Origin of the sequence: Robertkochia marina (assembly GCF_004799345.1) — a bacterium.
In the GTDB taxonomy this organism is placed as follows: domain Bacteria; phylum Bacteroidota; class Bacteroidia; order Flavobacteriales; family Flavobacteriaceae; genus Robertkochia; species Robertkochia marina.
Genome location: NZ_SSMC01000001.1, coordinates 407,334 through 424,025 on the forward strand (window position 1 = coordinate 407,334; position 16,692 = coordinate 424,025).

The following is a 16,692-nucleotide window of genomic DNA, read 5'->3' on the forward strand; positions in this document are numbered from 1 at the left end:
CGTGCTTTTGCCTACTAATTTCATTGACCGTTTTTGCTCAATCTCCGGAAGAAAAATACAGCAAGGATGTTGAATCGATCGATGCGATCATCAATGCCTGGTATGACGCATTTTCAGGAGGTGCTGAAGACCCCTGGCAATATGAACGTGATAAATTCCTGCATTCAGAGAATGCCCTTATCACCTATGTCGACGAGGAAGGGAATGCCAGTAACCACTCCCTGGAATCACTCTACATTCCATTATTACTACAACCGAGAAAGGCAGCGTACGAAATAGAATTAAAACGCAAGGTCAGCAAGTTTGGCCATTTAGCCCTGGTGTGGACCGCCTTTGAAGTACGGACCAACCCGGAAGAACCTTCGGAGGTCAGAGGTTTGAACAGTGTTCAACTTCATTTTGAAAATGGCAGGTGGTTCATTGACAGCTGGATGGTGCAGATGGATTCAAAAGATCATCCCGTGGTGCAGGAATTTCTAGATGCAGATTAACCTCCTTCCAACCTCGCCTCAAAAGCCAAGTCCATAGAAACGCGGGTAGAGATCGAGTGTATGGCTTATAAAAGCAATTAACCCCACAGTATCCAAAAGATGAAAACAAAAATATCTCTGATCGTACTGCTCATTTTTTTGAGTTCCTGCCAAACACAACCAAAACAGGTAGTAAATCAAAAACCAAACATCGTGCTCATCGTGGCCGATGACCTGGGTTTCGGGGATATTGGATGTTATGGGGGCGATATTGAAACCCCCAATATTGATGCCCTGGCCAAAACCGGGATTCGGTTCAGCCAGTTTACCACGGCTCCTATGTGCGCCCCAACCCGGGCCATGCTCCTAACCGGGAACGACAACCATATAGCCGGCATGGGGATTCAGGGCGTAGTGCTTGATACATTCGGGTATGAGGGTCATTTAACCAATCGGGTGGCCACCATCCCTCAATTACTGGGAGATGCAGGCTACCACACCTATATGGCCGGAAAGTGGCATCTGGGCATGAAACCGGAAGACAATCCGCATCAAAAAGGATTTGAGCACTCCTACGTTTTACTGCCCGGCGCCGGAAATCATTATTCCAATCAAAGCGCTTTGAGTGATGGGCTTTCAACTTACACAGAAGATGGGGAGGTGGTAAGGTGGACCGACGGAAAGTATTCCACAGATTTCTATACCGATAAGCTTATCGAATATATTGGCAGCAATAAAGAAGATGGCAAGCCCTTTTTTGCCTTTGCCGCCTATACCTCGCCCCACTGGCCCCTGCAGGTAGATGAGAAATATTGGAAAAAATATGAAGGCCGCTATGATGAGGGTTATGAACAATTACCCAAAAGCAGGCTTCAATCGCTTAAGAAGGCAGGCATCATTCCGCAGGATGCCGTGCTCCCTGAAATTCACCCCCGGTTTGCTAAGCTCATTACTCCATGGGATTCGCTCTCTCCATCAGCTCAAAAAAAGGAGGCCCGTAAAATGGAGCTCTATGCCGGAATGGTAGACAACCTCGATCACAACATTGGCAGATTGATCTCGTATTTAAAAGAAACAGGAGCGTTTGACAACACCGTATTCGTTTTTATGTCAGACAACGGCGCCGGCCATCGCGATTTTTACAACCGGGGGACCCTTGCTAAGGTTTTACAGGAATACTACAACGAAGAGTATGAGCATATGGGCCAAGAGAACTCCTATGTCTCCTACGGCCCACAATGGGCAGAAGCCGGCTCTGCGCCCTTCAGATATTTCAAGGATTTTACCACCCAGGGTGGTATCAATACCACCATGATCATTTCAGGGCCATCCGTAAAACGACAAGGCGAGTTGCATCACAATTTCCTTTCCCTGCAGGACCTGGCTCCTACTTTTTACGAGATCGCAGGCGTTACCTATCCGGATACTTACAACGGTCACCCGGTCTATCCTCTTCGGGGGGCTTCTATTCTACCTTTTATCTCGGGTAATTCTGATCAGATCCATGACGAGAACTATGTGTTCTCCATGGAACATATCAATAATGCCATGGTAAGAAAAGGCAATTGGAAACTGGTAAACAGCATCCGTCCGCTAGACACCGCTAATTTCGAGCTCTTCGATCTGTCCAAGGACATGCAGGAGCAACACAACCTGAAGACTGAGCACCCTGAAAAATACCGGGAGCTTTTAAACGAATGGACACGATATGCTGAAGAGGTTCGGGTACAGGTATTGCCGACTGGGAATTAGCGGGATATAGTTTGTCATCCTTTGCTAAAGCTTCGGATGATAATAAGGAACGAGCTTGAGGTACGAGTTTGGAAGTTGGACCAACAGTAAACTATGTACAGCGATTTTGAATTATTGAGGGAAACAGATAGATTGCTTTATCTTGAAATTTCGGGAATATCACCTACAGATTTAATAATTACACTAAGATGAATATATAAAATGTATCTCCCCGCCTAACCAGGGGAAGGTACCCGTTTTTGTTTTAATTTTCAATCAGTTATCATCCTCCACAAGAAATCCGGGTTTCAAACCTTCATAAGGGCAATAATTCATATTTATCATCTATAATCCTTCCTGCAGAGCAGGATCAAACTACTCCCCACTAACGACTAACCATTAACTACCCCAATCTTCGTACCTTCGTAAAAACCACCCCGCCTCCCGATAGTTATCGGGACAGGCACCCCTCCTTAAGAAGGAGGGGGGATAATTCATGTATATCACAATATTCTCGTAACCCGTAACTCAATCCATGGCCGGAATCTATATCCATATCCCCTTCTGTAAGCAGGCATGCCACTATTGCGACTTTCACTTTTCGACTTCCATGAAACATAAGGATGAAATGCTGGCCGCCATGCTTACCGAAATGAAGTTGCGCAAAGAGGAGGTGGGTAAAGAGGTTATAGAAACCATCTACTTCGGCGGGGGAACCCCCAGCCGGTTAACGCCTGAAGAGTTGAAATATCTGGTCGGTGGCGTGTACCGGAATTTCAAAGTGGCAGAACAGATCGAGCTCACCATAGAGGTCAATCCCGACGACCTGGTGGAAACCGATACCGAGTTCTTACTAAAAGCCTACAGGGATATCGGTGTGAACCGACTGAGTATGGGGATACAATCATTCCGGGAGGAGGACCTGAAACTGATGAACCGGGCGCATAATGCAGGAGAAGCCTTAAAAAGCCTGGAACTGGCCCGAAAGTATTTTGACAATATCTCTGTTGATCTGATCTATGGAATACCTGGACTCAGCCATGAAGCCTGGGAACAGAACATCCATACTGCCCTGTCTTTTGACATACCTCATATTTCCAGCTACGCCCTTACCGTAGAGCCCAAAACCGCCCTGGAACATTTTATTCATAAAGGGGTGATCGAAGCGCCCAGTGATGAACAGGCCGCCGAGCAATTTCAGATCCTGGTGAAAACTCTCGAAGACGCAGGCTTCATCCACTATGAATTATCCAATTTCGGGAAGAAAGGATTTTTCAGTGTCAATAATTCAGCCTACTGGCTGGGAAAACACTACCTGGGTATTGGTCCGTCGGCTCATAGTTACGACGGGGAGCAACGTTCCTGGAACATTGCCAACAACCCCAAATACATGAAGTCGCTGCAACAGGGTCAACTACCCCTCGAACGGGAAACCCTGACCACTAAAGACCGGTATAACGAATACCTGATGACCGGCCTGCGTACCATCTGGGGGGTATCGGTAGACCGGATCCGAAAAGAGTTTGGAGATCAATACAGTCGTTATTTATTAGAACAAAGCGCCGGCCATATCCGCGACGGTTTCCTGGTCCTGGAAGAACAACCTGAGGAACAGGTGTTGAAAACGACTACCCAAGGAAAGTTCCTGGCCGATGGACTGGCAGCTGACCTTTTTCTGCTAAATTTACAAGAGTAATAAATCTCTCCATTTTGAAAACGCTTATTGAACATCCCCAGGGAAATCTAAGGACCGATCTGTCTAAACCCATTGATATTTCTCTGCCCCTAAAGAACGGAGCTGAAAATCCGAACGCCTGGTATGTTCCACCTCCGGAGATCAGCCCGGTAAAAGACGGGGATTTTACAGGGAGTGTGGCCGCAGGATCATCGACCAACTTCAACAATGTCTTTTTTAATCCGCACGCCCACGGCACCCATACCGAATGCGTAGGCCATATCAGTAAGGAATTCCATTCCGTGAACCGGGAATTAAAAACCTTTTTCTTCCTTGGCAGGGTAATCACCGTAGCACCTGAAGCACGTGGAGAAGACCTGGTGATCAGTAAAGATTACCTGGCGGCAGCATGGGGCAACGACTTCGCCGAAGCCATTATTATCAGAACCCTTCCGAATGACACCTCCAAAAAGACAAAACAGTACTCCCATACCAATCCGCCCTATCTCGAAGAAGCAGCTGCCAAATGGATGGCTGAAAAGGGTATCAAACACCTATTGATAGACCTGCCCTCAGTTGATAAGGAAAAAGACGATGGAAAGCTTTTGGCACATAAAGCATTTTGGAACTATCCTGAGGCCCCACGAAAGGAAACCACCATCACCGAATTTATTTATGTTCCTGACTCGGTTGAAGACGGGTTGTACCTGCTCAACCTGCAGATCGCCTCTTTTGAAAATGATGCTTCGCCCAGCAAACCCGTTTTGTACAGGGTAGAGTTCGAGGAACGAGTTTGAGTTGGAATTGATGACGTCATTGCGAGGAGGGCAAAGCCCGACGTGGCAATCTCCTGAAAACAAGGTCGGGATAACTGCAGACTGTAAACTGCCCACTATTTAAAAAGGATGAGGATCAGTTTGAGAGACCATGCCTGCGGCTTGGCAAGCGAGTTTGAGTTGTAGAAGGAGACGAGGGTACGGAGGTACGTGGGTACGGAGTCACGAGAATTTATGGATTATGAATGATAGATTTACGATCATATCTAGGGCTCAGAATTTCACCCTTATCGCCATGGCCCCATCTGGCCCCTTCACTAAAAACAGCCACCGGCTGTTTTTTTAACGTTCGGTCCTACCACTGAAGGATTTAGATTCTCTGTTGAAAAAAATTATAAAATGTGGCTCCCCACCCTGGACAGGGCGGGGTGGATCAAGGTGAAACCTTGAGACGGGGCGGGTTGATTCAGGTAATCTTCACATACAACCCCTTCCCCTCTTGCTTTCAGCAAGAGTACCTTCCCCTGACCAGGGGAAGGAGCCCAATATTAATATAACTAATTAGTCATTATCCTCCACAAGAAAGCTGGATTTCAAAATCCTCACGAAGACGACCAATTCGCTTATTAGCCTATTTGCCCCTTCTCGACTTTACTCCTTTACTTCTTAGCTCCTTTGCTTCCTTGGAAACCTAGCAATAAATAAAAAGATCGCTTCAGTCATTTTATTCCCTCGCGAAGACACCCTACTTCCCCATATCCCTACATCCCCATATCCCTATTTTTTCGTAGGTTTATAAGACTTTGCACACCCATCAATCAAAGTAACAAATGAGCGATATTATCGAAATACTCATCGGATTTTTCCTGGGCGGGCTCGGCATGTTCTGGCTCTTTTCCATCTACCGTTCAAAAAAATCGAGGGAGATCACCCATTCCCAGGGCATCGTCCTGCTTGAAAAAATTCACAATGTGTGTAAACTGGTTACTGTTGAAGGGGAGTTTGCTGAGATCTACCAATACGAGAATGTCAAAGAGCGGTTCCTGCGACTCATTACCAGCAAGAAAAAAGCATTGTTGGTGATCAACGCCAAGGTACAGGTAGGGTTCGACCTGAAAAAGATAGAACTAAAAGCCGATGAGGCCGGGAAGAAGATCATCATGAAAGCCTTTCCAGAACCTGAGGTTTTAAGTATCGAACCCGATGTACGGTACTACGATATCAAAGAAGGACTGTTTAATTGGTTCAGAACAGAAGACCTCTCGAAGGTAAACCGGGAAGCCCGGGAACACATTCTCAGCAAGGTTCCGGAAAGCGGGTTGCTGGATGCCGCCAAAAAAGAAGCGCTTGATGCGGTCTTAATGATCGAGAACATGGTGCAGGCCATCGGCTGGAAACTGGATTATACGGCCCTGGAGATCGAGGGGGATTCGCGGGAGTTAAAACTTTCAGGGTCAAAACCAAAAAAGTCATCCGTAAAATCCTGACCCATGTATATTGACCAGCTCAGAGATCATTGCCTGAATAAAAAAGGGGTTACCGAATCTTTTCCGTTTGATGAACACACCCTGGTATTTAAAGTGATGGGAAAGATGTTTGCCCTGATACCCCTGGAAAAATGGGAGGCCGGAGAACAAAGCGTCAACTTAAAATGTGATCCCGAACGAAGCATAGAGCTTCGCGAGACCTATGCCGGGGTAAGTCCGGGGTTTCATATGGACAAGCTTCACTGGAATACGGTACGATGCGATGTTGATGTGCCTCCAAGCTTGATCCTGGAGCTCTCCGATCACTCTTACGAGCTTGTTGTAGCCAAGTTTCCTAAAAAACTTAAAGAAGCCTACGATGCTCTAAGCTGAATGGACATTCAGTCTGTAGCTTCGTGGTGAAACTCCCTTCAATTCCTTGAATTTCTTATTAAAGTGGGATAAGGTTTTAAATCCGCAGGCATAGGCCACCTCAGCTACCTGTAAATCCGGATGGGCACTGAGTAATTCACAGGCATGCTCAACACGTATTGCGATTAGATATTCGAAAAAGGTTTTGTTGGTGCGGGTTTTGAAATACCTGCAAAAGGCATTAGGGGTCATATGCACCATAGCAGCGATCTCCTCGAGAGCAATAGGATCTCTGAAATTACGTATCACCTGGTCAAAAACTACCTGCAACCGCTCTCCATCAGCATCTGTGATGCCTTTATTGTAGCGGAAACTACTTAGCACCTCCCCCTGCATTCCCGACAAAGCATGCATGATATTCAAAACCTCCATGAACCGGGCAAACTGATCCTGCCCGGGGAGTCTTAAAAATTGAGCAGACAGGTCATGCTGATCTGCCCTTAACAACAACCCCTGTTGGCTCTTTCTAAAAAACGGCATCAACGAACTTAATTCTTTCTTCCTGAAGAATTCTTCTCCAAAAGCATCCTCGGTGAGAAAAAAGGAGATCATATGAGACACCTCCTCACCCCTGGGTTCTGAGCGAAACAGGTGAGGCATTTCACCACCAAGTATAAAAAGATCACCCGGATGATAACTGAAAACATTATCATTCACCAGGAGCTTCCCATACCCCTCCACCATATAACTCACCTGAATCTCCTCATGCTGGTGAAGCTTATCGTAGAAGATACGTTCCCGGTCTACCTGTATCACCAGATTTTCATTGGCGGGCTTGGGTATTTTAAATGGGAATACTTTCATTTAAAACTATCTTATTTTATTCTTTTAAAACACTAAATTATACTATATAGGTTAAAATACAGTCATTATAGGCTAAAATGATAGAAACCTATCATGGCGACTCCCCTTAATTTTGTGTTACCAAAAACTAAGAATTATGAATTTTCAATGGAAGGGAGTTATGCCCGCTGTTACCACCAAGTTCACTGCCGACGATCAACTAGACATGGATCTGTTTGCAGTCAATATCAATGCACAACTAGAAGCCGGGGTTCACGGTATTATCCTGGGAGGCACCCTCGGGGAGGCTAGCACCTTAACCTCTAAGGAAAAGGAATGCTTACTCCGGGAAACCATCGATATTTGCAATCAAAAGGTTCCGGTGATCATCAATATCGCAGAACAAAGCACTGCCGGGGCGATAGAGAGTGCCAAAAAAGCTGAATCGCTCGGCGCCTCCGGTCTCATGATGCTCCCCCCCATGCGTTATAAGGCCACCTCAAGAGAAACCATGGTGTACTTTAAGGCGGTTGCCCAAAGTACCTCCCTCCCTATTATGGTTTACAACAACCCGGTAGACTACCAGATCGAAGTGACCCTTGATATGTTCGAAGAATTGTTGAAGCTCGACAACATTCAGGCGGTTAAAGAATCGACAAGAGACATCTCTAATATTACCCGAATCAAGAATCGCTTCGGAGATCGATTGAAGATCTTATCGGGGGTTGACACCCTGGCCTTAGAGAGTATGGTGATGGGTGCTGAGGGCTGGGTGGCCGGGCTGGTCTGTGCCTTTCCTGCAGAAACCGTTGCCATTTACGAGCTGGTGCAACAGGGTCGTATTGCTGAGGCCATTGAGATCTACCGCTGGTTCCTTCCGCTACTGGAACTGGATATCAATCCGCAATTGGTGCAAAACATCAAAATGGCCGAAAAAGCCACCGGCATTGGCAGTGAGTTTGTTCGCGCTCCCCGTTTGCCCTTGGAAGGGAAAGAACGGCAACGCGTAGAAAATATTATTAAAAAGGGACTTGAAACCCGGCCTGACTTGTCTAAATTTAAACTTAAAACAGCGGCACTATGATGCATGGCAAAAATCTTGTGGACGGGCAATGGTCTGCAACAGGCAAATCAGTATTCAAAACGTTTAATCCGGGAATGAATGATGCCAATGAGTGGATCTTCTACGAAGCCACCCCGGAAGAGATCGGGCAGGCAGTTATGGCTGCTTCAGAGGCCTTTGAAACCTACAAGCATTCATCCGGTGCTCAACGATCGGCTTTCCTGGAGGCTATTGCAGAGGAACTGGAGGTTTTGCGCCAGGAGATCGTTCATGCCTATTGCCTGGAATCGGGTTTACCTGAAGGTCGCGCTAATGGCGAATTGGGCAGAACCATTAACCAGTTGCTGCTGTTTGCCAACCTGGTAAAGGAAGGTTCCTGGGTAGAGGCAAGTATTGACACTGCCCTACCCGAACGAAGCCCTGTGCCAAAACCTGATATCCGTAAAATGAAGGTCCCCCTGGGTCCGGTAGTGGTATTTGGGGCCAGCAACTTTCCGTTGGCATTTTCTACCGCCGGAGGCGATACTGCCAGTGCCCTGGCCGCCGGCTGCCCGGTGATCGTAAAGAGCCACCCCCTGCATGCCGGTACCGGAGAATTGGTGGCCACGGCCATCAAAAAAGCCATGGAAAAAGAAGGTATACCGTCAGGAGTGTTTGCCAACCTCAACAGCAAAGACCACAGGGTTGGAGAAACCCTGGTACAACATCCGGGTATCAAGGCTGTTGGTTTTACAGGCAGTTTTAGCGGTGGTTCAGCCCTCCAAAATCTGGCCAGGGAACGGAAAGAACCCATTCCGGTGTTTGCAGAAATGGGAAGTGTAAATCCAATGATCCTGTTGCCAACTGCCTTAAAAAACAAAGGAGAATTTTGGGCAGATCAGATCGCTGCTTCTATCAACCTCGGGGCCGGACAATTCTGCACCAACCCCGGGATCCTGATCGCTACCGAAGGAGAAGCCCTTGACAATTTTTGCGAGCTCCTTAAAAACGCCTCCGTACAACAACCCGCCCAGTGTATGCTGCACCCCGACATTTACAAGAATTTTAAAAACGGATTCAGGCGATTGCTCGACAAGACCTCGGTATCTCTGGCTGCTGAACAGGAAAGCGCCAGCCAACCCAATTACGGCAATCTTACCCTGGCGTCAGTACAGGCAAAAGATCTTTTGGAAGATGAAGAACTTATGGAAGAGGTATTCGGCCCCTTCTCCATCCTGGTTCGCTGCAAGAACAATACTGAAAGAGATGAGATCATAAAACGCCTGAAAGGACAGTTAACTATCAGCATCCTTGGCGAAGCAGATGAATTAGATACCGAAAAGAACCTTGTTGCCATTGCAAGAGAAAAGGCCGGTCGCCTGGTTATAAACGGAGTTCCTACCGGTGTGGAGGTCTGCACCAGTATGCATCATGGAGGTCCGTGGCCTGCTACTACCGACAGCCGTTTTACTTCTGTGGGCACAGGAGCGATTCACCGATGGGTACGACCGGTGGCCTTTCAGAATTTTCCGGAAAGTATTTTACCGGATGCCTTAAAAAGTAACAATCCGTTGGGAATTCTTCGAACCGTGAACGGAACACCAACCAAAGACCCTGTACATTCATGAAACGATTGATCTTCACCCTGACCCTGCTGACAACCACCTCTGCCTTTGTTTATGGCCAGGAAACAACGACAGAAGCCTCTAAAAAACTGGAACAGGTGATAGAGGAAGTAGAAAACTTTGAACCCTACGACCGTAAGCAGTACCCTCTCGGTAATTTTACTGATGAGCGCTTTAAAGCATCAGCTGAATTTGCTGATTCCCGACTACGTGCCCTGAACAGCATCAATGAAAGCGGACTTACGGAAACCGAAAGGATCTCACTCGAACTATTAAAGTTCGTCCTTCAGGATGATGTTGATGCCTACCGATTGAAAACCCATCACAACCCTATACAGGCCGACCAGGGTTTTCACCTCAGCCTGAATTACCGCATCCGACCTCTCAGTTCTGCAAAGGATGCCAGAAGATACCTGTACATGCTGGGGGCCATCCCCGAGTACACCCGCCAGCATATCGCGCTGTTACAAAAAGGTCTGGAGGAAGGCATTTCACAGCCCAAGGTTATCTTTAAGAATTACGCTTCCACCTACGATCAGCATATTGTGGGGGTGATTGATTCCAGTGATTTCTTTTCGCCCCTGGCGCAACTTCCCGGAGTCATTCCGGACGAGCTGAAAGACTCGATCATAATTGCAGGTCGTATCCTGGTTCGCGATAGTGTGATCCCTTCTTTTAAAAAGATAAAGAAGTTCTTCGAAGAAGAATACATACCAAATACCCGTGATGCCATTGGGGTGTCTGACACTCCCGGGGGAAAAGAATACTATCAGAACCGCATCAATTTCTTCACTACTACCGAGGAGTATACTGCAGAAGACATTCACGAACTGGGTATGGAGGAAGTGGCAAGGATCAAAGCAGAAATGATGAAAATTCTTGAGGAAACCGGGTTTGAAGGTTCCCTAGCTGAATTTATGGAATTTCTACGAACAGACCCGCAGTTTTATGCCACCACAGGAGAAGAACTCCTTAAAGAAGCAAGGGATATTGCAAAACGGATCGACGCCCAACTGCCTGCCTATTTTAAAACGCTGCCTCGCAGACCCTACGGAGTCAAAAAAGTTCCTGATGCCATAGCTCCTATTTATACGGGAGGAAGGTATAATCCGCCATCTGCTCCTACCCAACCCGGGTATTATTTGGTGAACACCTATAAACTTAACAGTCGCCCTCTATATGTTCTGCCCTCCTTAACGGCCCATGAGGCTGTGCCTGGGCACCACCTTCAGATGGCTCTCAACAGCGAGCTTGGCGACAGCATCCCAGGCTTCAGAAAGAACCTTTATTTATCGGCCTATGGTGAAGGCTGGGCCTTGTATACCGAGACCCTGGCCGGAGAGATGGGTATATACACCACTCCTTATGAACGTTTCGGCAAGCTCACCTATGAGATGTGGCGTGCCTGCAGGCTGGTGGTCGATACCGGGATCCATGCCTTTGGTTGGAGCCGTCAGGAAGTCGTTGATTTTATGACTGAAAACACCGCCCTTTCCATTCACGAGATCAATACCGAAACCGACCGTTATATCGCATGGCCCGGACAGGCGATCTCTTACAAAATGGGAGAGTTAAAGATCAGGGAACTACGTGCCCTGGCCGAAAAAGAATTGGGTGAAAATTTTGACATCCGGGAATTCCATGAACGAATTCTGGAGCAGGGAACGGTTACCCTGCCTATCCTGGAAGAACGTATAAAGGCCTACATCCATCAGGAAAAATCTGCTAATACCACCCCATAAAAGTGATCACAAAAAAGAAATTCTTTTGTATTGACGCCCATACCTGCGGGAATCCGGTAAGGGTAGTCGCATCAGGAGCTCCTGTATTGGAAGGAGATACCATGAGTGAACGCAGACAGCACTTCATCAGGGAATACGACTGGATACGGAAAGGGCTCATGTATGAACCTCGTGGGCACGACCAGATGAGCGGAAGTATCATCTATCCTCCCCTGGACCCGGAAAATGATTTCAGCATCATCTTTATCGAAACCAGCGGTTCTTTGCCCATGTGCGGCCACGGTACTATTGGTACCATAACGGTCGTCATTGAAGAAGGTCTGGTTACACCGAAGACCCCTGGAAAGATTCGTATGGAAGCTCCTGCCGGACTGGTAGAGATCGACTATGAGATGGTGGATGGAAAGGTGACCTGGGTAGCCCTGAAAAATGTAGCCTCCTTTGTCATAGCGACCAATCTTACGGTGACTTCTCAAGTACTGGGAGAGCTGCACTTTGATGTTGCCTACGGAGGGAATTTTTATGCCATATTCGACCCCCAGAAAAACTTTAAAGGTATCGAACATTATTCGGCCTCTGAACTGATCGCCTACAGCCAGGAACTAAGAGCGCTGATCAACGAGCGTTACCCTGACCGGTTTATTCATCCGGAGAACCCCACCATCAACAAGGTTTCCCATTTACTGTGGACAGGAAAAACCATCTCTCCAGAGGCTACAGGCAGAAATGCCGTGTTCTATGGCGATAAGGCCATAGACCGCTCTCCCTGCGGTACAGGTACTTCAGCACGAATGGCCCAATGGCATCAAAAAGAATTTTTAAAAAAAGGTGATACATTTATCCATGAGAGTTTCATAGGCTCTGTTTTTGAAGGCACTATTGCAGAAGAAACCAGGGTAGGATCATTCCCTGCCATCCATCCGGAAATTAAAGGATGGGCAAGAGTTTATGGCTATAATCATATCATTCTCGATCCTGAGGACCCCTATGTGGAAGGGTTCCAGGTAATTTAATCGTATGGGAAAAAAAATTATCGTTATAGGGGGAGGCATCGTAGGCCTCAGCACAGCGTATTACCTTCTCAAAGAAGGGCATGAAGTAATTGTGGTCGACAAAGGAGACATTAACAGTGGGGCTTCTTTTGTAAATGCCGGGTATCTCACCCCCAGCCATGTGATCCCTCTGGCTGCCCCGGGTATGATGGCCAAAGGCCTTAAGTGGATGTTCAACAGCTCCAGTCCGTTCTATATGAAACCGCGACTGGACCCTGACTTTTTAAAGTGGGCCTGGTATTTTAACCGGTCGAGTACTGCGGCAAAGGTTAAGGCTGCCATTCCTGTGATACGGGACATCAATCTCTTAAGTAAGGACCTGTATACCGACCTGCATGACAGCAGGATATTGGGAGATTTCCAGCTGGATAAAAGAGGACTGCTGATGCTATACAAAACAGAAAAGGCCGCCAAGGGAGAAGAAGAAACGGCTAGAATTGCAGCAGAAAAAGGCCTGGAAGTGAAGGTGCTTAATAAAAGTGAATTGAATGCCCTCGAACCCGGGGTTGATGCCTCTGTACTGGGAGCGGTGCACTATGAATGCGATGCCCACACCACACCCGGAGAAGTCATGAAGCTCATGCTCGAATACCTGAAAAAAAATGGGGCAACCATTCTTACCAATACCCCCGTTACCGGGATTCATAAGAAAAACAACAAAGTGGTAAGCATTGCCTGTGGAAATGAGACTCTGGAAGCAGATTTCTTTGTAATGAGTGCCGGATCCTGGAGTTCAAACCTTGTAAAGGAGTTGGGAGTATCCTTGTCGCTTCAGGCCGGAAAAGGATACCGCATCAATGTGGCAGAGCCTACCGGTATTAATTACCCCGCTGTACTCTGCGAAGGCAAAGTGGCTGTAACCCCCATGCGTGGATTCACCCGATTTGCGGGAACTATGGAATTCTCGGGCATTAATCAACACATCAGGAAGGAACGGGTAGAAGCCATTGCCGCCAGGGCCAGGGAATACTACAGTAACCTGAAGATCGGAGAAAAAGCGAAAGCAGAAGCCCAATGCGGTCTGCGTCCGGTATCCCCGGATGGTCTCCCCTACATCGGGTGGCTTGGAAATTATTCAAACATGGCAGTAGCTACCGGTCATGCCATGATGGGATGGAGTTTGGGCCCTGCCACGGGCAAGCTCATTTCTGAGCTCATTGACGGACGAAAAACCTCTATGGATCTGACCCCTTTTGATCCGGGACGGAAATTTTAATTCAACAAAAACTTACATTGTATTAAATAAAACCCTTAAATTAATACTTCCTAAACTTTTAATTCAAAGCAACTTAACTTCCTGATTCGACGGTTTCTGGTTCCTCCATCCTGAAAGGCTAACCATTTATATAAACACCAGAAACTATGAAAACTATCAACACCTTGTTACTTTTAGTAACAGCCTTCACCTTCACTGGATTCTCCTTTGCACAGGTACAGGAGGAAGACAACCAATATTACCTGATCGTATCTTACAATAATTTCAATCTTGAGAAGGAAGATTTTGATATGAATCGCTGGCTGGAGCTTGAAAAAGAGTACCGAACCAAGGTCGTTAACAATAACGAATACATCCGTAATTTTGGAACCTATACACATAACCTTACCGACGACAGCTCCGAGGTTCTTCATTTATTCCTGGTTCAGGGCTGGGACAACATCAGGAAAATGCAGGAAGTGGAAGGGGAGCTCAGACGAAAAGCCTGGCCTGACCAGGAAGAACGCCGCGCTTTCTTTCGGGAATTGAACAGTTTTTACACTTGGGAACATTCTGATGAGATCTATTATATGTTGCCCGGTGTCAGTAAAGACCTTGTTAATGATGCCACGGTGGTCAATATGAGAGTACACCATACCAAAAGACCTCTCGGCCCGGCCTCCAATATGGAAGAGTTTATGGCCTTGAACGAATGGTATACGCAAGAGATCCTCGCAGAGAACGAGTTCGTAAAAGCGTATACCCCATTCTCCCATGCATGGGGATCGTCAGGAACAGAGTATCTAGAGATCTGGGTGTACGATTCTATGGAAGACATGGGGAAGGCAGGTAAAAGAACGAATGAGATCATGAGAGCCAATAAAACGGAAGAGGAACTAAATGAATTAGAAGATAAGTGGATGAAGTATTTTAATCCGGGGCACTCAGATTATATCTACACCCATCATCCTGAACTTAACAAGGCTAAGATGAACCTTCAGGCTAGCAACTAGTATATTCTAATCACCAACCAAAGCCGGGTTTTGTAAATGGTAAAGTCATTTACAGCGCCTGGCTTTTTTTGTTTGGATGGAATGGTCCCTTCATCGCACATTGAGCTCATACTACCAACGAACTTAAACTCTCCATTAAATATGTTTATAAAATGTGGCTCCCCACCCTGGTCAGGGAGGGGTGGATCGAGACAAAGTCTCGAGACGGGGTGGGTTGATTCGGGTTATCTTCACATACAACCCCTTCCCCTCTTGCTTGCAGCAAGAGTACCTTCCCCTGACCAGGGGAAGGAGCCCATTAATAATATAATTTATAATGGTCATCCCCTCCAAATAAGAAATCCGAAATTCAAAGATTTCCACCGGAAGGCATTGAGGAAGATTCGGGAGATCACCACATCCCGAACAGCTAGCGCGCCAGCTGGCCCCTTCACTAAAAACAGCCATTGGCTGTTTTATTAACGTTCGGTCCTGTGAAGATGACTAATTCGCATCGTCGCCTAATTACTTCTTCACTCCTTTACCCCTTTGCTTCTTTGCCCCTTTGCTTCTTTGCCCCTTCGCCACTTTGCTCCTTTACCCCTTTACTCCTTTGCATCTTCACCCCCAACTTCATCAACGCATCCTTTAATTTCGTATCTTTACAAGACTTACAATATTTCCCCCGAAAGCACTCTTTAACTTCACAACTTCATTCTATGTGGCCTGGTCTTTCATGAGGTTCCTGCGGTAATACTAACCAAAACCACAGTACAATGAAACGTTATTTATCTGCAATGGGAGGACTGATCATCGTTCTTCTGTTATTCCCCACCCTTCTTACGGCACAAATGGAAAACCAACCCTATGTAACTGTTACTACCATGCATTTTGACTTCAGCGACGAAGGCAATAACTACGGCACCTGGAAGGCTGCCGAACAAGAGTACCGGGAAAAGGTGATTAACAAGAATGACCTGATCAGAGGAACAGCTGTGTACACCCACCTGTACACCGAAGACAGCCGGGAAGTTGTATTTGTACAGGTCTATGACTCCTGGGAGGATATTGAAAAGGCTCAGGAAAGGAACGGAGAACTGGCACAGGAGTCCTGGCCTGATGAAGCCGAACGAAATGCATTCTTTGACAAGCTGAATTCACATTACAGCGAGTGGCATTCTGACCAGATCTACCGCATGATGCCGGGGGCAAAATATCTGGCCCAACCTGCAGAAAAAGATATGGTGCTCTATGTACGTATCAACTATATGGCCTATCCGGAAGATGGAAGCCAGGAAGAATTCATGGAAGGGTATAACTGGTTTATAGAAAACATGGTAAACAAAAATGAGATCGCTAAAGCCTATTATCCGCATATCCATGCCTGGGGTACCGATCGCAGAGAGATGGTTGACGCCTGGCTCTACGATTCCATGGCCGATGTAGAGAAAGCCGGTGACCGCATGGAAGAACTGTGGAACGAAGGCTTACCCGAGGAGGCTCAAAGAAAGGCCATGGGCGAAAAAATGGGCAAATACTTTCTGGGCCATCATAAGGATATGCTCTACACCTATATTCACGACCTTTCAAAAGCAACCATGACCCAGGGCACTAATTAGGGGCATGTAGTACATGGGCTCAATGATGACGCTCAGCCATTTTACTCTTTTTTAACAGTTTGATTCGTGATTTTTTTTATAATTAAGAAGTT

At 46.8% G+C, this 16,692-nt stretch carries 14 protein-coding genes; 13 read left to right on the forward strand and 1 reads right to left on the reverse strand.

From position 1 onward, the window contains the following. The first annotated feature begins 23 nt into the window (after positions 1 to 23). From E7Z59_RS01675 to E7Z59_RS01700, 6 genes are all read left to right on the forward strand, one after another. The gene (locus E7Z59_RS01675; protein WP_242015633.1) at positions 24 to 491 is read left to right on the forward strand and encodes a hypothetical protein; all 468 of its coding nucleotides are present in this window, start codon (positions 24 to 26) and stop codon (positions 489 to 491) included. A 99-nt stretch (positions 492 to 590) separates the two neighbouring features. Beyond that, entirely contained in the window at positions 591 to 2,222 is a 1,632-nt protein-coding gene (locus E7Z59_RS01680; RefSeq protein ID WP_136334554.1) for an arylsulfatase, read from the forward strand. 514 nt (positions 2,223 to 2,736) lie between these two features. After that, the gene (gene hemW / locus E7Z59_RS01685; protein WP_136334555.1) at positions 2,737 to 3,897 is read left to right on the forward strand and encodes a radical SAM family heme chaperone HemW; all 1,161 of its coding nucleotides are present in this window, start codon (positions 2,737 to 2,739) and stop codon (positions 3,895 to 3,897) included. 14 nt (positions 3,898 to 3,911) lie between these two features. Then, positions 3,912 to 4,673 (forward strand): cyclase family protein, encoded by a 762-nt coding sequence (locus E7Z59_RS01690; protein WP_136334556.1) that lies wholly within the window; start codon positions 3,912 to 3,914, stop codon positions 4,671 to 4,673. Between the two features lie 809 nt (positions 4,674 to 5,482). Next, complete coding sequence (locus E7Z59_RS01695) at positions 5,483 to 6,139, forward strand: DUF4230 domain-containing protein (protein ID WP_136334557.1); 657 nt, start codon at positions 5,483 to 5,485, stop codon at positions 6,137 to 6,139. A gap of 3 nt (positions 6,140 to 6,142) precedes the next feature. Then, positions 6,143 to 6,511, forward strand: a complete 369-nt coding sequence (locus E7Z59_RS01700) for an MmcQ/YjbR family DNA-binding protein (RefSeq protein WP_136334558.1) — start codon at positions 6,143 to 6,145, stop codon at positions 6,509 to 6,511. Here the strand turns inward: E7Z59_RS01700 and E7Z59_RS01705 are convergent. Beyond that, positions 6,503 to 7,354: a helix-turn-helix transcriptional regulator gene (locus E7Z59_RS01705; protein WP_136334559.1), complete on the reverse strand. Its 852-nt coding sequence runs from the start codon at positions 7,352 to 7,354 to the stop codon at positions 6,503 to 6,505. The two genes, E7Z59_RS01700 and E7Z59_RS01705, sit on opposite strands and share 9 nt — an antisense overlap. 136 nt (positions 7,355 to 7,490) lie before the next feature. On the opposite strand from E7Z59_RS01705, the gene E7Z59_RS01710 reads away from it, so the two are divergent. From E7Z59_RS01710 to E7Z59_RS01740, 7 genes are all read left to right on the forward strand, one after another. Next, positions 7,491 to 8,417 (forward strand): dihydrodipicolinate synthase family protein, encoded by a 927-nt coding sequence (locus E7Z59_RS01710; protein ID WP_136334560.1) that lies wholly within the window; start codon positions 7,491 to 7,493, stop codon positions 8,415 to 8,417. Then, on the forward strand, positions 8,414 to 10,003 hold the full coding sequence (locus E7Z59_RS01715; protein WP_136334561.1) for an aldehyde dehydrogenase (NADP(+)): 1,590 nt from the start codon (positions 8,414 to 8,416) through the stop codon (positions 10,001 to 10,003). Before E7Z59_RS01710 ends, E7Z59_RS01715 begins: the two co-directional genes overlap by 4 nt. Further along, positions 10,000 to 11,742, forward strand: a complete 1,743-nt coding sequence (locus E7Z59_RS01720; protein WP_136334562.1) for a DUF885 domain-containing protein — start codon at positions 10,000 to 10,002, stop codon at positions 11,740 to 11,742. Before E7Z59_RS01715 ends, E7Z59_RS01720 begins: the two co-directional genes overlap by 4 nt. A 5-nt stretch (positions 11,743 to 11,747) precedes the next feature. Continuing rightward, the gene (locus tag E7Z59_RS01725; RefSeq protein ID WP_136335485.1) at positions 11,748 to 12,755 is read left to right on the forward strand and encodes a 4-hydroxyproline epimerase; all 1,008 of its coding nucleotides are present in this window, start codon (positions 11,748 to 11,750) and stop codon (positions 12,753 to 12,755) included. 4 nt (positions 12,756 to 12,759) lie between these two features. After that, positions 12,760 to 14,010 (forward strand): NAD(P)/FAD-dependent oxidoreductase, encoded by a 1,251-nt coding sequence (locus E7Z59_RS01730; RefSeq protein WP_136334563.1) that lies wholly within the window; start codon positions 12,760 to 12,762, stop codon positions 14,008 to 14,010. Between the two features lie 146 nt (positions 14,011 to 14,156). Next, positions 14,157 to 15,002: a hypothetical protein gene (locus E7Z59_RS01735; protein WP_136334564.1), complete on the forward strand. Its 846-nt coding sequence runs from the start codon at positions 14,157 to 14,159 to the stop codon at positions 15,000 to 15,002. Positions 15,003 to 15,757: 755 nt separating this feature from the next. After that, positions 15,758 to 16,600, forward strand: coding sequence for a hypothetical protein (locus E7Z59_RS01740; protein ID WP_136334565.1), 843 nt, complete (start codon positions 15,758 to 15,760; stop codon positions 16,598 to 16,600). The last annotated feature ends 92 nt before the right edge of the window (positions 16,601 to 16,692 follow it).

Coding starts and splice junctions, on each gene's coding strand:
- E7Z59_RS01695 (WP_136334557.1), top strand. CDS start 5,483: ATGAGCGATATTATCGAAATACTCATCGGATTTTTCCTGGGCGGGCTC.
- E7Z59_RS01705 (WP_136334559.1), bottom strand. CDS start 7,354: ATGAAAGTATTCCCATTTAAAATACCCAAGCCCGCCAATGAAAATCTG.
- E7Z59_RS01730 (WP_136334563.1), top strand. CDS start 12,760: ATGGGAAAAAAAATTATCGTTATAGGGGGAGGCATCGTAGGCCTCAGC.
- hemW (WP_136334555.1), top strand. CDS start 2,737: ATGGCCGGAATCTATATCCATATCCCCTTCTGTAAGCAGGCATGCCAC.
- E7Z59_RS01720 (WP_136334562.1), top strand. CDS start 10,000: ATGAAACGATTGATCTTCACCCTGACCCTGCTGACAACCACCTCTGCC.
- E7Z59_RS01700 (WP_136334558.1), top strand. CDS start 6,143: ATGTATATTGACCAGCTCAGAGATCATTGCCTGAATAAAAAAGGGGTT.
- E7Z59_RS01740 (WP_136334565.1), top strand. CDS start 15,758: ATGAAACGTTATTTATCTGCAATGGGAGGACTGATCATCGTTCTTCTG.
- E7Z59_RS01715 (WP_136334561.1), top strand. CDS start 8,414: ATGATGCATGGCAAAAATCTTGTGGACGGGCAATGGTCTGCAACAGGC.
- E7Z59_RS01680 (WP_136334554.1), top strand. CDS start 591: ATGAAAACAAAAATATCTCTGATCGTACTGCTCATTTTTTTGAGTTCC.
- E7Z59_RS01710 (WP_136334560.1), top strand. CDS start 7,491: ATGAATTTTCAATGGAAGGGAGTTATGCCCGCTGTTACCACCAAGTTC.
- E7Z59_RS01735 (WP_136334564.1), top strand. CDS start 14,157: ATGAAAACTATCAACACCTTGTTACTTTTAGTAACAGCCTTCACCTTC.